The 16,445-nt window shown below is 47.1% G+C and carries 17 protein-coding genes; 5 read left to right on the forward strand and 12 right to left on the reverse strand.

The annotated features are described in order from the left end of the window. Positions 1-154: 154 nt before the first annotated feature. A complete protein-coding gene (locus tag FTU50_RS08055) occupies positions 155-1,855 on the reverse strand; it encodes an NAD-dependent malic enzyme (RefSeq protein ID WP_180046639.1) in 1,701 nt (566 codons plus the stop codon). Positions 1,856-2,221: 366 nt separating this feature from the next. Between FTU50_RS08055 and FTU50_RS08060 the strand changes: the two genes are divergently transcribed. Beyond that, on the forward strand, positions 2,222-2,827 hold the full coding sequence (locus FTU50_RS08060; protein ID WP_180046641.1) for a hypothetical protein: 606 nt from the start codon (positions 2,222-2,224) through the stop codon (positions 2,825-2,827). Between the two features lie 3 nt (positions 2,828-2,830). On the opposite strand, the gene FTU50_RS08065 is transcribed toward FTU50_RS08060, so the two are convergent. Continuing rightward, the gene (locus FTU50_RS08065) at positions 2,831-3,109 is read right to left on the reverse strand and encodes a DUF2798 domain-containing protein (RefSeq protein ID WP_005181365.1); all 279 of its coding nucleotides are present in this window, start codon (positions 3,107-3,109) and stop codon (positions 2,831-2,833) included. 184 nt (positions 3,110-3,293) lie between these two features. Here FTU50_RS08065 and argS point away from each other — a divergent pair, with 184 nt between their 5' ends. Both argS and FTU50_RS08075 read left to right on the forward strand, forming a co-directional pair. Then, the gene (gene argS / locus FTU50_RS08070) at positions 3,294-5,084 is read left to right on the forward strand and encodes an arginine--tRNA ligase (protein ID WP_180046643.1); all 1,791 of its coding nucleotides are present in this window, start codon (positions 3,294-3,296) and stop codon (positions 5,082-5,084) included. 85 nt (positions 5,085-5,169) lie between these two features. Then, positions 5,170-5,790, forward strand: a complete 621-nt coding sequence (locus FTU50_RS08075; RefSeq protein WP_005181359.1) for an SPOR domain-containing protein — start codon at positions 5,170-5,172, stop codon at positions 5,788-5,790. A 45-nt stretch (positions 5,791-5,835) separates the two neighbouring features. Here FTU50_RS08075 and FTU50_RS08080 read toward each other — a convergent pair whose 3' ends face one another. Both FTU50_RS08080 and FTU50_RS08085 read right to left on the reverse strand, forming a co-directional pair. Next, positions 5,836-6,495 (reverse strand): glutathione S-transferase family protein, encoded by a 660-nt coding sequence (locus tag FTU50_RS08080; protein WP_180046645.1) that lies wholly within the window; start codon positions 6,493-6,495, stop codon positions 5,836-5,838. A gap of 131 nt (positions 6,496-6,626) precedes the next feature. Continuing rightward, positions 6,627-7,574 carry a pirin family protein gene (locus FTU50_RS08085; RefSeq protein WP_168382056.1) on the reverse strand — a complete coding sequence of 316 codons (948 nt, stop codon included), beginning with the start codon at positions 7,572-7,574 and terminating at the stop codon, positions 6,627-6,629. A 318-nt stretch (positions 7,575-7,892) separates the two neighbouring features. On the opposite strand from FTU50_RS08085, the gene FTU50_RS08090 reads away from it, so the two are divergent. After that, the gene (locus FTU50_RS08090) at positions 7,893-9,161 is read left to right on the forward strand and encodes a GGDEF domain-containing protein (protein WP_016658966.1); all 1,269 of its coding nucleotides are present in this window, start codon (positions 7,893-7,895) and stop codon (positions 9,159-9,161) included. 36 nt (positions 9,162-9,197) lie between these two features. On the opposite strand, the gene FTU50_RS08095 is transcribed toward FTU50_RS08090, so the two are convergent. The 3 genes from FTU50_RS08095 to FTU50_RS08105 form a co-directional block, all read right to left on the reverse strand. Next, on the reverse strand, positions 9,198-10,130 hold the full coding sequence (locus tag FTU50_RS08095) for a restriction endonuclease (protein ID WP_104472473.1): 933 nt from the start codon (positions 10,128-10,130) through the stop codon (positions 9,198-9,200). Between the two features lie 183 nt (positions 10,131-10,313). Next, positions 10,314-11,882 carry a glutamine-hydrolyzing GMP synthase gene (gene guaA, locus FTU50_RS08100; protein ID WP_016658965.1) on the reverse strand — a complete coding sequence of 523 codons (1,569 nt, stop codon included), beginning with the start codon at positions 11,880-11,882 and terminating at the stop codon, positions 10,314-10,316. Positions 11,883-12,102: 220 nt separating this feature from the next. Next, positions 12,103-12,519: a DoxX family protein gene (locus tag FTU50_RS08105; RefSeq protein ID WP_168382057.1), complete on the reverse strand. Its 417-nt coding sequence runs from the start codon at positions 12,517-12,519 to the stop codon at positions 12,103-12,105. 193 nt (positions 12,520-12,712) lie between these two features. Here FTU50_RS08105 and FTU50_RS08110 point away from each other — a divergent pair, with 193 nt between their 5' ends. Beyond that, on the forward strand, positions 12,713-13,351 hold the full coding sequence (locus FTU50_RS08110; protein WP_005181345.1) for a DedA family protein: 639 nt from the start codon (positions 12,713-12,715) through the stop codon (positions 13,349-13,351). Here FTU50_RS08110 and FTU50_RS08115 read toward each other — a convergent pair. The 5 genes from FTU50_RS08115 to FTU50_RS08135 form a co-directional block, all read right to left on the reverse strand. Beyond that, the gene (locus FTU50_RS08115) at positions 13,348-13,941 is read right to left on the reverse strand and encodes a LysE family translocator (RefSeq protein WP_168391291.1); all 594 of its coding nucleotides are present in this window, start codon (positions 13,939-13,941) and stop codon (positions 13,348-13,350) included. The genes FTU50_RS08110 and FTU50_RS08115 overlap by 4 nt on opposite strands. 219 nt (positions 13,942-14,160) lie before the next feature. Next, positions 14,161-14,553 carry a hypothetical protein gene (locus tag FTU50_RS08120; RefSeq protein ID WP_005181343.1) on the reverse strand — a complete coding sequence of 131 codons (393 nt, stop codon included), beginning with the start codon at positions 14,551-14,553 and terminating at the stop codon, positions 14,161-14,163. Positions 14,554-14,560: 7 nt separating this feature from the next. Further along, positions 14,561-15,403, reverse strand: coding sequence for a ParA family protein (locus tag FTU50_RS08125; RefSeq protein WP_005181342.1), 843 nt, complete (start codon positions 15,401-15,403; stop codon positions 14,561-14,563). A gap of 80 nt (positions 15,404-15,483) precedes the next feature. Continuing rightward, entirely contained in the window at positions 15,484-15,876 is a 393-nt protein-coding gene (locus FTU50_RS08130) for a SirB2 family protein (protein ID WP_180046647.1), read from the reverse strand. 32 nt (positions 15,877-15,908) lie between these two features. Further along, positions 15,909-16,217: a BolA family transcriptional regulator gene (locus FTU50_RS08135; RefSeq protein WP_016658959.1), complete on the reverse strand. Its 309-nt coding sequence runs from the start codon at positions 16,215-16,217 to the stop codon at positions 15,909-15,911. Positions 16,218-16,445 lie beyond the last annotated feature (228 nt).

Consider the following 16,445-nt stretch of genomic DNA (forward strand, 5'->3'; position numbering starts at 1 on the left):
GTTTTAATTTGCCCCGATTCTAAACAATGCTTATTTTTTAATCCAGTCTCCCGCTTTCATTTCGGGGCTACAAACCGCCTGTTTCCGACCAGTTGCGATCAACAGCTGCCCTAAAAAAAAGGAGCCGAAGCTCCTTGTTGTGTTTGTCTATATTTTAGAAGGTAATCCGGCGATAACTGCGGTATTCCGGTTTCCAGAAATTCGTCTCAATGGCCTCTGCCAGTAACTCGTCACTGATTACCGGTGCTACACCGGCCAGCATCGCCGCTTTAGCCACTTTAAAGGCAATAATTTTCGAAACCTTCTGGATTTCATTTAAATCCGGCAGCAGATCGGCCGCTGGATCGAGCAGCATCGGCGAACAGTCTGCCAGTGCATTACTCGACGCCATCAGCATACTGTCTGTGACTCGGGTCGCGCCGGAGGCGACTACACCCAAACCAATACCCGGGAAAATATAGGAGTTATTACACTGTGAGATATGATAAATCTTGCCATGATAATTCACCGGTGCAAATGGACTACCAGTTGCAATCAGCGCCTTACCTTCAGACCATTGCAGGATATCAGCCGGCACCGCCTCAACCCGTGAGGTTGGATTCGACAGTGGCATTACAATTGGTCGCTCACAATTTTCCGTTAGTGTGCGAATAATTTCTTCGGTAAACAGCCCCGGCTGACCCGATACACCAATCAATACCGTTGGTTTGGCATGTTTGACTACATCGAGTAGTGAAATCATGTCATCGGCATTGCCCCAGGCTGCAACCCGTTCAGGCGGCTGTGCCAGTTTGCGCTGGAAGTCCAGCAGATTCGGCTGGTTTTCGGTGATCAGGCCAAAACGGTCAACCATAAATACCCGCGCACGCGCTTCGGCATCGCTTAAACCTTCATACATCATCTGCGCAATAATCTGCTCGGCTATGCCGCTACCAGCGGAACCGGCACCGAGGAAAGCCACCACCTGATCTTTCAGCTGTTTACCAGCGGCACGTGAGGCAGCAATTAAACTGCCCACCGAAACGGCTGCGGTGCCCTGAATATCATCATTAAAACAGCAAATCTGGTCACGATATTTGTTTAACAATGGCATCGCATTGTTCTGAGCGAAATCCTCAAACTGGATCAGCGCTTTTGGCCAGCGGCGCTGGATCGCGGCAATCACTTCATCAACAAAGACATAGTATTCATCGCCGGTAATCCGCGGCTGATTCCAGCCCATATAAATTGGATCATTCAGCAGTTGCGGGTTGTTAGTACCTACATCTAAAGTAATTGGCAAGGTATAAGCCGGGCTGATCCCACCACATGCGGTATATAAGGATAATTTGCCAATCGGAATCCCCATCCCGCCAATCCCCTGATCACCAAGACCTAAGATGCGCTCGCCATCAGTGATTACAATCACCTTCACGTTTTTCTTGTTCACATTTTGCAGAATGTCATCAATATGGCCGCGGTCCGGATAGGCCAGGAAGATGCCACGATGACGGCGGTAAATATCAGAAAAACGCTGGCAGGCTTCGCCGACCGTCGGGGTATAAATAATCGGCATCATTTCACTTAAATGATGCTCAATTAAGTGATAGAACAGGGTTTCGTTGGTGTCCTGAATATTTCTTAAATAAATATGCTTGTTGATGGCATCGTTAAACGACACATACTGCTGATAGGAGCGCTGACTCTGTTCTTCAATGCTCTCGATGGCATGTGGAAGTAAACCGTGGAGATTAAAATGGCGGCGTTCCTCTTCTGTAAATGCACCGCCTTTATTAAGCAAAGGCAGCTCCAGAAGCGTGTTTCCGGCATAAGGGATGTAAAGCGGTTTTTTGGTGGCTGAATTCGCTGATGTCATTTCCGATCTCATTATTCGATGATCCAGAAGGAGGCTCAAAGCAAAAGTTCCTCTGGGAGATAAGCTAGCTTAGCCCGTTTTGAGGACAATGGGGTATTTAGAAAATTGATAATGATTTGTGGATAATTTAGGTACTGAATAAATTTGTCCAATCCGGCATCCAGTCACGAAATAACGCTTTCCCGAAGCTCAAAATGCGGTTTTTTATGCCCAAATCAATCCCCTGCCTGTTTAGCTTACAAATCCTCGACCCATCAGGATGTAGTTTTTCGCTGTTTTTCTGTTACATGCAGCCAGTGCAGATTTTTCAATTGGCCTCAATTTGGGTATGCTCTGGGGCAAAACACAACGACATATTTAAAAATCATGTATATCAAGCCATGGATTACACTGGGCGGTTTGGCCGCTGTGCTGGGGTTAGGCGGCTGCCAGACCCTTTCCAATACCACTGAAAAAGTCAGCGATCAGGTGACCGGTTTATTCTCCAGTAAAGACAAAGCGCCGAAAATCGACAAAGATGGCGTGGTGGATATCAGTAAAAAAACCCTGGAGCAACTGGAAAAATTTACTGCCAGCATGCCCACTCAACAATGGGTCTATATTGAAAATGAACAGCTGGGACGCTATCAGCTGAAAAACAAGGCTCAGGATGGAGTGATTCTGACTCTGGCCCTACACTGCAAGATCAGCAGCCAGCGACCGACCTTCTCGCTCAGCAACGCCGAGGGCAAGACATTGTTAAAGGCCTATGATCCGAATGCCGGACAGATCCAGTTCCTGCTCGACAATCAGAATTATGGCAATCCTTTTAATGTACATACCGATGAGCCATTGAAACGCTTCCAGGCAGCCATTGCGCAGGCCAAGGTGATCAAGATTTTTAATGCCTCCCGGCTTTATACCTTCCAGAATGGCAATGCCGATCTGCTGAGTAAACCGGTGTCCTGTCAGGAGTCTGGTGCATCGAGCTAAATATTATTTGGGTGCGCCCGGCATATCCACCAGCATCGCGGTAAACCGGCGCACCAGCGGCAACACCACCAGCACCACTGGAAAGGCAATGGCCCAGGAAATCATCCAGTTCTGGAACCACAGTGTGATCAGCCCCTCGACCCAGCCCAGCGCACGCAGCATATTGACCATTGAAATAATACCGCTCATCAGGCCAGACAGCAGCAGCGGCATAATAATGCCCGCCCATTTTGCTGGCAGTTTAGGAATATTGGCGATGATTACAGGACGTTTGGCGTGCATGCGTGCTCCTACAGCGGGACAAATCCGTCATTGATCAGGTCATTTCATGGCCATGGTAGCATTTTCAGGCTACAGATGGCGCAGAATGTCGGACAATCTTCATTCACTACAAATGCGTTCACCTAAAGACAGTGAAATTTGCTATATTTGCTGTTTTTCTGCGACATTTATTTTTCGACTGATTATGAATACGGCAATCCAAGCAGCTCTTGAACATGCAGTGCAATCCCTTCAAGCAGAAGGTGTCCTCCCAGCAGACTGGAACAACACCAGTAATTTGACGCGAACCAAAGACCGAAGCCACGGTGACTTTGCCTCAAATATCGCCATGATTGCCTCTAAAGCTGCGGGCATGAAGCCGCGTGTTCTGGCCGAAAAAATTCTGGCTGCATTGCCAGAAGTGGCAGATATCAGCAAAGCAGAAATTGCCGGTCCGGGTTTTATCAACTTCTTCTTAAATGCCGACCAGCGTTTTGCCATTCTTGATCAAATCCAGGCACAGCAAGACCAGTTTGGTCGCACCAAGGTCAACGCGGGCAAACGCATTCAGGTTGAATTCGTTTCTGCCAACCCGACGTCCAGCCTGCACGTGGGTCATGGTCGCGGTGCCGCTTATGGCATGACCGTTGCCAATCTGCTCGAAGCCACTGGCGCAACCGTAGATCGTGAATACTATGTGAACGATGCCGGCCGTCAAATGGATATTCTGGCAACATCAACTTACTTACGTTATCTGGAACTGACCGGTCAGGAACTGGTGTTCCCGAAAAATGCCTATCAGGGTGATTACGTCAAAGAAATCGCGCAAAGTATTATCGACCAGGATGGTGATGCTTATGTACGTCCAGTGGCCGATGTCTATAAAGATGTACCGGAAGATGTGCAGTATGCAGCTGAACCGGATGCAGAAGGCAACAAGGTGGTCCTGTCTGGCGACAAAGAAAAACACATTGATGGTCTGATTTTCAATTCACAAACTTTAATTGGCGAAGGCTATCGCGTATTCCATCAGGCGGCTTTAAAAGCCATTCTGGATGACATTAAAGATGACCTCGGTGAATTTGGCGTAACCTTTAACCAGTGGTTTAGCGAAGCCTCTTTAACTGAAAAAATTGATGAAGCGCTGCAAACACTGGATCAGCGTGGTTATCTGTATGAGCAAGATGGCAACATCTGGTTTAAATCGACTGAGTTTGGCGATGAAAAAGACCGCGTGGTCAAACGTCGTAATGGTCAAACCACTTATTTCGCTTCAGACATTGCGTATCACCTGAACAAATTACAACGTGGCTATACCGACCTGATTGATATCTGGGGTTCTGACCACCACGGTTATATCTCCCGTGTAAAAGCTGCAATTGATGCGATGGGTTATGACTCGAAAAAACTAACTGTTTTACTGGTGCAGTTTGTCAGCTTATGGCGCGGCGGCGAGATGGTTCAGATGTCTTCCCGTTCTGGCCAGTTCGTGACCTTGCGTGACCTGCGTAAAGAAGTCGGCAACGATGCAGCACGTTTCTACTACGTCATGCGTAAATCTGAACAGCACATCGACTTTGACCTGGATTTAGCAGTCTCACAAAGCAAAGACAATGCGGTGTATTACATCCAGTATGCACATGCGCGTATCTGCCGTATGCTGGAAAAAGCGGCCAGCACAGGCGTGAATTTTAATGCGCTTGACGCGCGTCAGTTTGCGGTCAAGCTGGAACTGGAGGCTGAAACTGAAATTCTGGCCAAGCTGGCGGCTTATCCTGAAATCGTGACCCGTGCTGCCAATGCCTGCGAACCCCATCAGGTTGGTAACTACTTGAAAGAATTAGCAGCTTTATTTCACGGCTGGTATAATGAACACAAAGTGCTCAATGATGATGCTGCGCTTACTCAAGCCCGCTTATTGCTTTCAGTAAACGTACAACAAACATTGCGCAATGGTTTAGAATTATTAGGTGTTTCTGCACCTGAAAGCATGTAAACCAAGACATTCTTCTGCTGGGCAGGCGTACCATCACGTGCCTGTCCAGCCAATCAGCCAATAATCAGAATAAAGAGGTTCCCTCGTGTTTGGAAAAACGCAGCGCGGTGTATCAGAACGACCAAATAAGCCCAAAAAACCACTCATTCCGACCTGGTTAGGCACACTGGTGGTGATTCTGGTCGTGTTATGTTTCGCAGTGGCCTTAATGCTGTGGAAGCCGTGGGAACCTGTGCCACCAAAAGGCCAGATCACTTCTGAACATTATCAGGAAGACACCAACAAGGATTACCGCTTCTATGACCTGCTGCCCCAGCAACAGGTAACACCAATTCCGGAGCAGGCCGTACCTGAAACCCAGGAACAGACGGCAGTGGTGATTGTCGAAGCGCCAATTGTTGAGCCGGCAGCGCCCGCAGCCGCCAGTGAAGCGACGGCGGGCATCACGCCAACTGAACCGCCCGTGGCCGCGCCTGCCAGCTATATTCTGCAGGTCCGCAGCTATACCGATCCGGATGCCGCCGATGCACGTCGAGCTGAAATTATTCTGAATGGTCTGTCCGCCGATGTGGTCAAAACCGTAGAAAGTGGTGAAACCTGGTATCGAGTAATTTCGGGGCCGTATACCTCTGCAGAGGCGGCGCTAATTGCCCAGCAAACCCTGCAACATAGCGGGATTGATTCGATTGTGGTGAAACGCCAATAATAAAAAAGATGCGCAAGCATCTTTTTTTATAGCTTCAAATTTTGTTTAGGCCAACTGTGCCTCTAGCTTCTGTTCACGAGCGAACGCCCGCTGATAGCCCTCGCGCTGTGCCAGTCGCTGTAGATAACGCTCAATCTGCGGATATTTGCCACTAGTACGGCTTTGCAAGGCCTGTAGCGGAAAGGCCATCTGAATATCGGCAAAGGAAAATGTGCCGGCAAAATAGTCATGTGTGGCCAGATAATCTTCCAGAAACTGGATATGATCTTTGAGTCGTGGCTGAATAAAACCCTGCCGGATACCTTCACTGACTTTTGTAGCTACCGGACGAATCAGCCAGGGTGCGCGCTGCGGCACTTTGCTGGCCACCAGCTGCATCACCAGCAATGGCATCAGTGAACCTTCGGCATAGTGCATCCAGTAACGGTACTGCTGCTGATCGGCCGGACGTGTTGGCTTGAACTGCTGCGCCGGATCATACTGTTCCTGTAAATACTCTAAAATCACCGCAGATTCGGCAATCGGCTGCCCACCATCTGTCAAAATTGGTGCCTTACCCAGCGGATGCACCCGTTTTAACTCGGGTGGTGCGGCAAAACTCGGTAAACGGCGATAAAATTCAATCTGATAAGGCTGGCCCAGTTCTTCTAAGGCCCACAAAATACGAAAGGAACGCGACTGTTCCAGATGATGCACAGTAATCATAATGACACTCTGATTGTTTTTCTTGAAATAAAGAACCACCGGCCACCTTGACCGGTTGCGGCAACTCAGCATCATCAGGCCCACCCATCGATCGCGACGCTTGGGCCTGAAGTTCAATTCATCATGCCTGCTTAACGTGAAGCACGCATTTTATCTGGCAGGGCCGGTGCTTCCAGCCGTGGCCCATTATAATCTGGAATGCTGCCAAAACGCGGGTCCTGATTGACCCACTGGTCACGTGCCTTGCTCAGCTCGTCCTGGGTACGTCCGACAAAGTTCCACCATAGTAAAATCGCGGATTCAAATGGCTCACCGCCCAGTAACAGTACGCGTGCACCCTGGTGCAGTTCAATCTCAATGTCCTGCAGACCCGGCTCCAGCACCACCATATTGTCTTCGTTCAGTTCATGCTGGTTAATATGCGCCGTGCCTTCTAGCGCCATAAAGCCATATTCAAAGGCCGGATTCAGCTGAAGCCGGGTGCGTACCGTTTCTGCCGCAGTTAAGTCCACTGCCAGTAACGGGCTATGCACCTCAACCGGCGAACGGGTTTCCAGAAACTCTCCGACCAGTACGGTAAATTCAACCCCATCTCGTGACACCACCGGTAATTCAGGATAATGGTCAAAACGCGGCGGCATATTGCGCTTGGCATCCGGCAAGGCAATCCAAAGCTGGGCCGCATGCATGTGGGTTTCCTGCTCTGGCGCGACTTCGGTATGCGAAATCCCCTGCCCGGCCGTCATCAGGTTAACCTGTTTCGGCCGGATCAATTGTTTGGAACCGACACTATCGGTATGCATGAGGGTGCCTTCAATCATCCAGGTAAAGGTTTGCAGGCCAATATGCGGATGTGGTCCGACATCTAGCCCGTCACCCTGCGGAAAGCTGACCGGACCGGCATGGTCTAAAAAGCACCAGGCGCCAATCATGCGTTTATGACGGCTGGGCAAGGCGCGTTTAATGACGGTGCCCTGCCCGATTTCTGCACGGCGCAGCGGCACTTCCTGAATAAACTGCTGGATATATTTTTCACAATCGTCTGAATGGGACAGTTCGGTATAGTTGGCATTGGTCATAGTTGTATCCTAACTCTGGCGATGTTCCATGTCGCTCATCTTGTTGTTTATCTTATACGCGGATGCTGCATGAGTTTGCTATAGTTCAGTTAATATGCAGCATTCTCCTGGCAGAACAATCAAAAAATCGCTTTTTGTTGTAAGGATTCATGTGAGCACCAGCGCACAATTTCCCCTCTTTTCCTGCCGTTTTCAGGCTTTTTTTCAGCAAATTACCCATATTTAGGGAGGTCTTTTTTTAATCGCGAAAGCTATACTATTACTTTGATTTTATTAAAGACTTGGGGCAATTCTATGAAGATAGGAAATCGGATTAGAATGTCGACGAATTCAACAGATCTTGCACCCGATGATTCGGATCGACATATTTTACAAGCGTCAGAGTGCGACCTGGAAAGTCGTCAGGCCCTGGAACAGGCCCTGCAAGATCCGGCTGCCCGTATTCCGCCCCAGTTTGAAGACTATTTTTATAAATTCCAGACCATTCACCAGAAGCTGTATTTACAACAGGTCAATCACATTGGCCAGCTGGCATTTTTACTGTACTTTTTCGCCGATTATTTTGTACTGCCCGATGTCAGTCTGCTCTCCGGTATCGCCAGAGTCATCGTGATTGTACTGGCCATCAGCATTAATTATTTCCTGTTCAAATATGTGAAAGATATCCGGATCCATGACCAGATTTTACCGGTCGGCACGCTGGTTTGTGCCGGCCTGTGGTTTTATCTGATGTCCTTGTCGAACAGCCCCTATATCGATATCTATATCTATGCCTCGGTCATTTTTGTGGTGCTGGCCAATTTATGTATTCAGGTACGCTTTAAGCCGGCGCTATATACCTCGTTTTTAATCAGTACTGTGGTGTTTTTAGGCGTATCTAACTTAACCAGCGCCATTGAAACCATTATTTTTGCGCTGGTCTATCTGCCAATCTGGCTGTTCAGTTTATATATCAGCTGGACCAATACCCTGAATGCACGGCGCAATTTTCTCAGAACCATGCTAAATGACTGGAATTTCCATATTCTGCAAGAGTTGGCGCATACCGACGAGCTGACCCAGCTCAGCAACCGCCGCCAGTTTGTGCATATTGCCGAGCATAAGGTACATGAATGGCCGCAGCATGCTTCGACCTGCCTGCTGATGTTTGATGTCGATTATTTCAAGCAGATTAATGACACCCATGGTCATGATGTCGGCGATCAGGTGCTGCAGACCATTGCTGATATTGCCCGTAAGGAAATGCGGCGCAAGGATATTCTGGCGCGTTTTGGTGGCGAGGAATTTACCGCTTTACTCACTGAAACCAGTCTGCAGGATGCACTGCTGATTGCCGAGCGTTTAAGAACCAAAATTGCCCAGCACCGGATTTATATTGGTCAGAATATCAGCCTGAATTTTACTGTTTCGATTGGCGTGTCTGAGCTTAAAGCCGAACAGCCCGATTTAACCACATTAATTAAAGAAGCTGATATTGCCTTATACGCGGCCAAACAGCATGGCCGTAATTGTGTGCTGCATTATGATATTGGCATGAGCGAACCGAAAAAACCGGCCTGCCCGTCCAATATTTCCTGGGTGGTTTAAATACAAAAAGAGCGCCGAGGCGCTCTGCAAAATGAATTAGAAATTATCTTCATCAAAACGGTCTTGGTCGATTTTATAGATATGGAAACTCCGTTCTATCTGTACCCCTAAACCAAATTCAATCATCAAGGAGGTCAGCTTATTGCCATCAATTAAAACAATACCTGATTTCTTCGCAGACTCAATTGCCTCTTTACTAAAACTTGAAGTTGTAATGAAAACACCCTTCTTGGCGACCTGATCTGCCAAAGCGCCTTTAAACTGCTGAATATCAGGACGCCCCACGGTATTTTCCCAGCGTTTTGCTTGAATATAAATTTTATCCAGACCTAAGCGATCTTCGCTGATTACACCATCAATTCCACCATCATTCGTTTTTCCAATTGCTTGCGCTGCATCTTGATGTGAACCGCCATACCCCATAGCGACAAGAAGATCGACAACAAGTCGTTCAAAAAATAAAGGAGATTTATCTTTTATGATCTGAAGTAAATCATTTTTCAAATTAGACTTTAATAATTCTGTCGTAGTCTGAATCGTTTCTTCAGGTGTTTGTGTTTCCGGATAAACATTTAAACTTTCTGCATCTGTTAAAGTTTTAACTTCCGATTCATCTTCATTTTTCTTGCCAAATTTAAAACTTTTAAACCCGTCAAATTGAGCTAAAAATTCATTGGTTATAGCATTTAAATTTTTTAAATCAATTGTTCTTCCTAAATCACTGATCTCACAATAGGCCCTTTTAGGCTGCTGAATTAAGCCTGCTTTGACTAAATATGTCTTTGCCCATGAAACTCTATCTTTAAATATATTTTTTCCACTTGGCAGTGTTTGATTTAAATCTTCTTCAGACAGATTTGAACGTTCAGCTAAAACATCAGCAGCATCTGAAATTTTAATGGGCTGATCTAATTCCGACAATAATCTCATTAAAGGAAGCATTAACTGATCGTATGTAGGTAAAGACATATTTTTAAACTTAAGATTTTATTTTTATTCAGTATAAATAAAAAAAGAGCGCTTAAGCGCTCTTTTTTAAATAATTTTGGGCTTTAAACGGCTGGGCACCTTGCGCCCATTTTAAAAGCAGTGCTTTAAAATGGGCTCATGGCGTAATTCAGGCGGACAGCAGTGCTGTCCGAAAGCCCTGAATTACTCCCATTCAATTGTTGCAGGTGGTTTAGACGATACGTCATACACCACACGTGAAACGTCTTTAATCTCGTTCATGATACGGGTTGAAATACGATCTACCAGATCATATGGCAAGTGCGCGAAACGTGCTGTCATAAAGTCAACTGTTTCAACGGCACGCAGGGCAACAACCCAGGCATAACGACGGCCATCACCCACCACACCAACAGATTTCACTGGTTGGAACACAGCAAAGGCTTGTGCCGTTTTGTCATACCAGCCGCTAGCACGCAGTTCCTGCATAAAGATGTCATCAGCCAGACGTAAAATGTCAGCATATTCTTTTTTCACTTCACCCAAAATACGCACGCCCAAACCTGGACCCGGGAATGGATGACGGTAAATCATGCTGTGTGGCAGACCTAAAGTGGTGCCCAGTTTACGTACTTCATCTTTAAACAGGTCACGTAACGGTTCAACCAGCTCAAAAGCCAAATCATCCGGTAAACCACCCACGTTGTGGTGTGATTTAATCACATGTGCCTTGCCCTGTTTGCTGGCGGCAGATTCAATCACGTCTGGATAAATCGTACCTTGTGCCAGGAATTTCACGCCATCTAATTTACGTGCTTCTTCGGCAAAAACTTCAATAAATTCACGGCCAATAATCTTACGTTTCGCTTCAGGATCAGTGACCCCTGCCAGTGCAGACAGGAAACGGTCTTCCGCATCGGCGCGAATCACGCGGATCCCCATGTTGTCAGCAAACATTTGCATAACCTGGTCGCCTTCGTTTAAACGCAGCAAACCGTTGTCTACGAATACACAGGTCAACTGATCGCCAATTGCTTTATGCAATAAGGCAGCAACCACAGAAGAATCCACACCGCCTGACAGACCCAGCAGTACTTTTTCATCGCCAATCTGTTCACGTAGCTGTTCTACACGCAGGTCGATAATGTGCTCTGGTGTCCACAGACCACGACAGCCACAAATCTGGTGTACGAAGTTCGACAGTAATTCTGCACCTTTAGAGGTATGCGTCACTTCCGGGTGGAACTGGATGCCGTAGAAACGACGTGTTTCGTCAGATACCATGGCAATTGGGCAGCTTGGGGTTTGCGCTGTCACCTGGAAACCTTCCGGAATACGGGCAACTTTATCGCCGTGGCTCATCCAGACATGCAGCTGGTTTTCACGGTCTTGCAGGTTACCAATCAGCTGGTCACGCACCACGATGTCTACTTCTGCATAGCCAAACTCATGGACAGTACCTGGCTCAACTTTACCGCCAAGCTGTTCGCACATGGTTTGCAGGCCATAACAAATGCCCAATACCGGCACACCCAGTTCAAACACCACTTGTGGTGCACGCGGGCTGCCTTCCTGGTGAACGCTTTCAGGTCCACCCGACAAGATGATACCGTTTGGATTAAATGCACGAATGTCTTCTTCAGACATGTCATAGGCATACATTTCAGAATATACGCCAGCTTCACGAACACGACGTGCGATGAGCTGACTATATTGAGAACCGAAATCCAGAATCAGGATACGATCTTCAGTAATTTGAGTATTGGTAGTCATGACAAACAACTATGAGAGGCAAACGAATATAAGCGCCGTATTCTAGCATTTTTTCTGCGCATTAAACACAAGATTCAGATCAGTCTGTGCGGATCCCCGAATCAGGCCGCTACCGGCAGATGTTCCCGACCCTCTTCTTTATTATCTATTTAGGCAAAAAATAAGGCAGCCGGAGCTGCCTGTACTGAATGACGGGAAAATTATTTCCCTGCATTGCGTCTTATTTTTCAATCAGATGATCCAGACTCAGTTTACCTGCACCTTGCAGCACCAATAGCAGGAAACCACCTGAAATCGCCAGGTTCTTCATCAGGTTAACCGCATCTTCCGGTGCACCATGGAACATAAATGCAGTCAGCAAACTGAATACTGCCAGTGCCAATGCCACCAGACGGGTTTGCAGACCCAGTAAAATTGCCAGACCACCACCCAGCTCCAGCAGAATCACCAGCGGTAACAGGCCACCCGGCACCCCCATCGCTTCCATATAGCCCACCGTTGCGCTATAGCCGGCAATTTTGCCCCAGCCCGACACAATAAAAATATAAGCCAGCAAGACACGCGCCAGTACCAGCGACAGGTTGTTTAAGGCAGGGATTTGAAAGATTTTGGCAACCACAGTATTTGGATTAAACATGAGAGAACCTAGAGCAGATCAGTAAAAAGATGCTGCTATCTTAGGGACTGGCCGAAGATCAAAAAATCACCATTTCAAAGATGTATCGTTGCAAATTTAGAATGATGACAGCGGAAATTTATTTACGTTTTTCTACTGACTTTCACCAACCGGACTGATAGGATTTGACTACATTTCTGCTTGTTTTTCCCTCATGGAACTGATTGATTTTATCCTGCATGTTGATGCGCATTTACTTGAGTTCATTACCAATTATGGGGTCTGGATTTATGCCATCCTGTTTCTGATTATTTTTGTTGAAACCGGTCTGGTGGTGATGCCCTTTTTACCGGGAGACAGCCTGTTATTTGCAGCCGGTGCGCTGGCGGCCTCGACCGGTGCCATGGACCCGTGGTTATTGGGCGGCTTACTGTTTATTGCCGCTGTCCTCGGCGATACCCTGAACTATCATATTGGTAAATATATTGGACCGCGGGTATTTGAAATTGAATCGCGCTTTATTAATAAAAAACACCTGATTGCCACCCAGCAATTCTTTGCCAAGCATGGCGGTAAAACTATTATTTTTGCCCGTTTTGTGCCTTTTGCCCGCACCTTTGCCCCTTTTGTTGCCGGTGCCGGGAGCATGAACTATAAATACTTTCTGACCTATAACGTAGTGGGCGCTTTCTGCTGGATTGGCTCATTTATTACCCTAGGTTATCTGTTTGGTAACATGCCAATTGTGAAAGAGAATTTTACCTATCTGATTTTTGGCATCATTATTTTAAGTGTCTTGCCGGGGGTGATTGGTTTTGCCCGCCAGAAGCTGAAAAAGCAGGTCCGCGCTTAAGCAAAAAAGCGCAGAATAACCGGAAAAGCACACAGCACCAGCAACATGGCCGATCCTTTATACAAGAGATCGGCTTTTATTTGCTTGGATTCTCCCGACAAAATCGCGCGACCAAAAGACATCCAGAACATTGCGGTCGGCAACAGCACCAGACAGAACACTGCATAAACCATCAAGAAATTGGTCGGATTATCCCAGGTTTCAGTCGGTAAAATCCCGGCAGCAAAAAGTAGTGCCTTGGGATTTTTTAAGGTGGCAAAAAACAGCTGATGCGGGCGGATAGACGGGTTGAGCTGGTTATGCTTGACCAGATGCGCATGCTTCCACAAATGAAAAGCCGTCCACAGCACATATAGTGCGCTCAAGCCATGCAGAATATGGCTTAAATACGGCCAGATTGGGACGGTCAGATGAATCAGCAGCGCCCACAAACTGATGGCATATAAATAGCCAAGCAGCTCGGCAGGCACAAATAAACTGGTTCTGGCAATTCCATGTTGATGTGCTGAACTTGCAAGCAAAGCATTGGTTGGTCCCGGAATAAGCAGAACCGCAATCATTGCCAGCACAAACAGCCAACTTTCAATCATAGACACCTGAGATTACCTGAAATTAGGCGCACACCTTATATTAATTTGATAAAAACTGACAAGCTTTTCTCACGACTGGGAGGATATTTGCACAGATAAAAAAGCCTTTATTTTTATTTAAATTTAAGATTTTTAATAATTTTTTCTGAAACATTTTGCTAAGATTTTTCACGCCGTGACTCGCATAAACTGCCAGCCCAGCGTGAAAAATGCGAAGCCTTAACTGGCCTGCTTGGTGCGTACAACAATTGGACAGCCTTTAAAACGCGCCGCCTGCACAATGGCTTCCTGCTCGCCCAGCACCCGTGCCAGTTCAGTATTTTTGGTATTCGATGATTGTCCCATATTGACCGAAACACTTGGGCCAATGCCCCAGCCGCCACGACTGCCCCAGCCTCCGCCAAGACCCACCCCCACACCAACACCGGTCCGTTTAGGCGCCTGTACGCCCTGATCAATATAGGACTGAATCCGGTTATATTCGCTTTGCAGCTGCTGACAGTTCAGCGCCTGATAATGTGTAGGCGAGACATAGGTCGGTTTAACCGTCGTGGCACAGGCACCCAGCAGCAAGGTTCCGGCAGCCAGCAGGCTGATATACAGTGTTTTCATGCCCATCTCAGGATTGTTTCTGTTCAATCTCATTGAACAACGATTGATAGGCCTGCGTCAATTTATGATCTGTAGCAAAATGAATAAGCGGCAGATTTTTATGATGCGACTCTTTCATGATGACTGAGGGTGGCAGCATGCTGTTAAATACCGGTAACTGCTCCTCTTTCAGCTGCTCGACCACTTCTCGTGGCAGCTTGGCCTGGGCCTGGAACTGGTTCACCACAATGCCTTCAATCTCCAGCTCGGCATTATGATCTTCCTGGGTTTCCAGCACATTTTCAATCAGGCTGTGCAGGGCACGTTTGGAAAATACATCGCAGTCAAACGGAATTAATACCCGGTCAGCCGCAATCAGTGCCGACAAGGTAAAGAAATTAAACGCCGGCGGTGTATCAATAAAGACCCGCTCATAACGCCCGGCCAGTGAGGCCAAGGCATCCCGCAATTTATAGATTTTATGTTTGCTTTCTAAGGCATGGGCCAGACTGCCCAGGTCCGGACTGGCTGGAATTACATCCAGATTTGGAAAGGGCGATTGATGCACATAGGCTTCCAGACCTTTGGCGCGGCTTTTTAAGATCGAGCCCAAGGCATTGCCAATTAAGCCTTTGCTTTGGGTATTGCCCAGCACTTCTTCAAAATAGTTCTGGATATTTGGCTCTAGTGCCGGCTTATGGGTGGAATAGGTGGCATCATCCCCGAGTAAATACTGGCTGGAGTTGGCTTGCGGGTCCAAATCAATGACCAGGGTTTTAAAGCCCTGATGGGCACTGATAGCGGCCAGATTGACCGTAATACTGGATTTTCCAACGCCGCCTTTCTGGTTAAAGACCACACGTGTTCGCATGTCTATCCCTCTGATTTTATATTCTAATTGGCTCAAGTGTAGCGAAGTATAGCCGAGAGATAGACATTATTGTCGAACAATTAACCAAAACTTGGCTTGATCATTACCAGCGCAATAATCGCCAGCAGTGCAACCAGGGCTATGCTCCAGCCGGCGCGACGTTGCACCAGTAAAATACTGTCCGTTTTACGGTAGGCTTTCATTAACGAAGACAGCATCACCAGGAATAAAATGATTTTGGCATAAAACCAGGTTTCGACCTGAAAATCCTTTAATGCCAGCAGCACAATTCCGGTTACTACTATCAGCGTAACCGATAAATGTTGTAGCACCACCCATAGTGTGCGTCCGGCCGGATTGGGCTGGTTGCCCTGCACGCCTTTAAATAAGGTCAGGCCACGGGCCAGCAGAATGACCAGCAATACGCTGATGCTGGTCATATGAATAATTTTAAGTAAAAGTTGGGTTTCCATGAACTGTTCTGATCTCTATTTCTTGTTCCGGGTTATTGTTTCGGGGCGTGGGCACATTCCGGGCTTGAGGTATCCTGTCCTTGCCATTCATCCTGAACAAAGGCATGAATTGCCAGCGCATGAATCTTGCTTGGACTTAACAGATCACCGACCGCGGCATAGACTTGTTGATGACGCTGCACCAGACGTAAACCGGCAAACTGTTCACTGACGATTACCACCTTAAAATGAGATTCCTTCCCCGGATAATAGCCGCCGTGACCAGAAGATTCATTCACCACGTCTAAATGTGTCGGGTTCAGGGTGTGTAAGCGTTCAATCAGTTGTTGTTCTATGCTCATGATCATGCATCCAAAAAGGCCTGAGATTGATCTTAGTATACCCTGTTCTTTTTGCGATATTGTGGCGACCGGCTGAAAACCAGCTTTTTCCTGCCTGAACCGCCGCTATGGGCTGATTTCACAGCAGAAATCATCTAAACCTTGGTCAAAATGGCTTTTATTTATGCAATCAGCATAAGTTTTTTCACAAAGTTATTGACCCTGTTTTTGCATAATGTATTATACACC

Source organism: Acinetobacter sp. YH12112 (genome assembly GCF_013418945.1).
Classification (GTDB): Bacteria; Pseudomonadota; Gammaproteobacteria; order Pseudomonadales; family Moraxellaceae; genus Acinetobacter; species Acinetobacter indicus.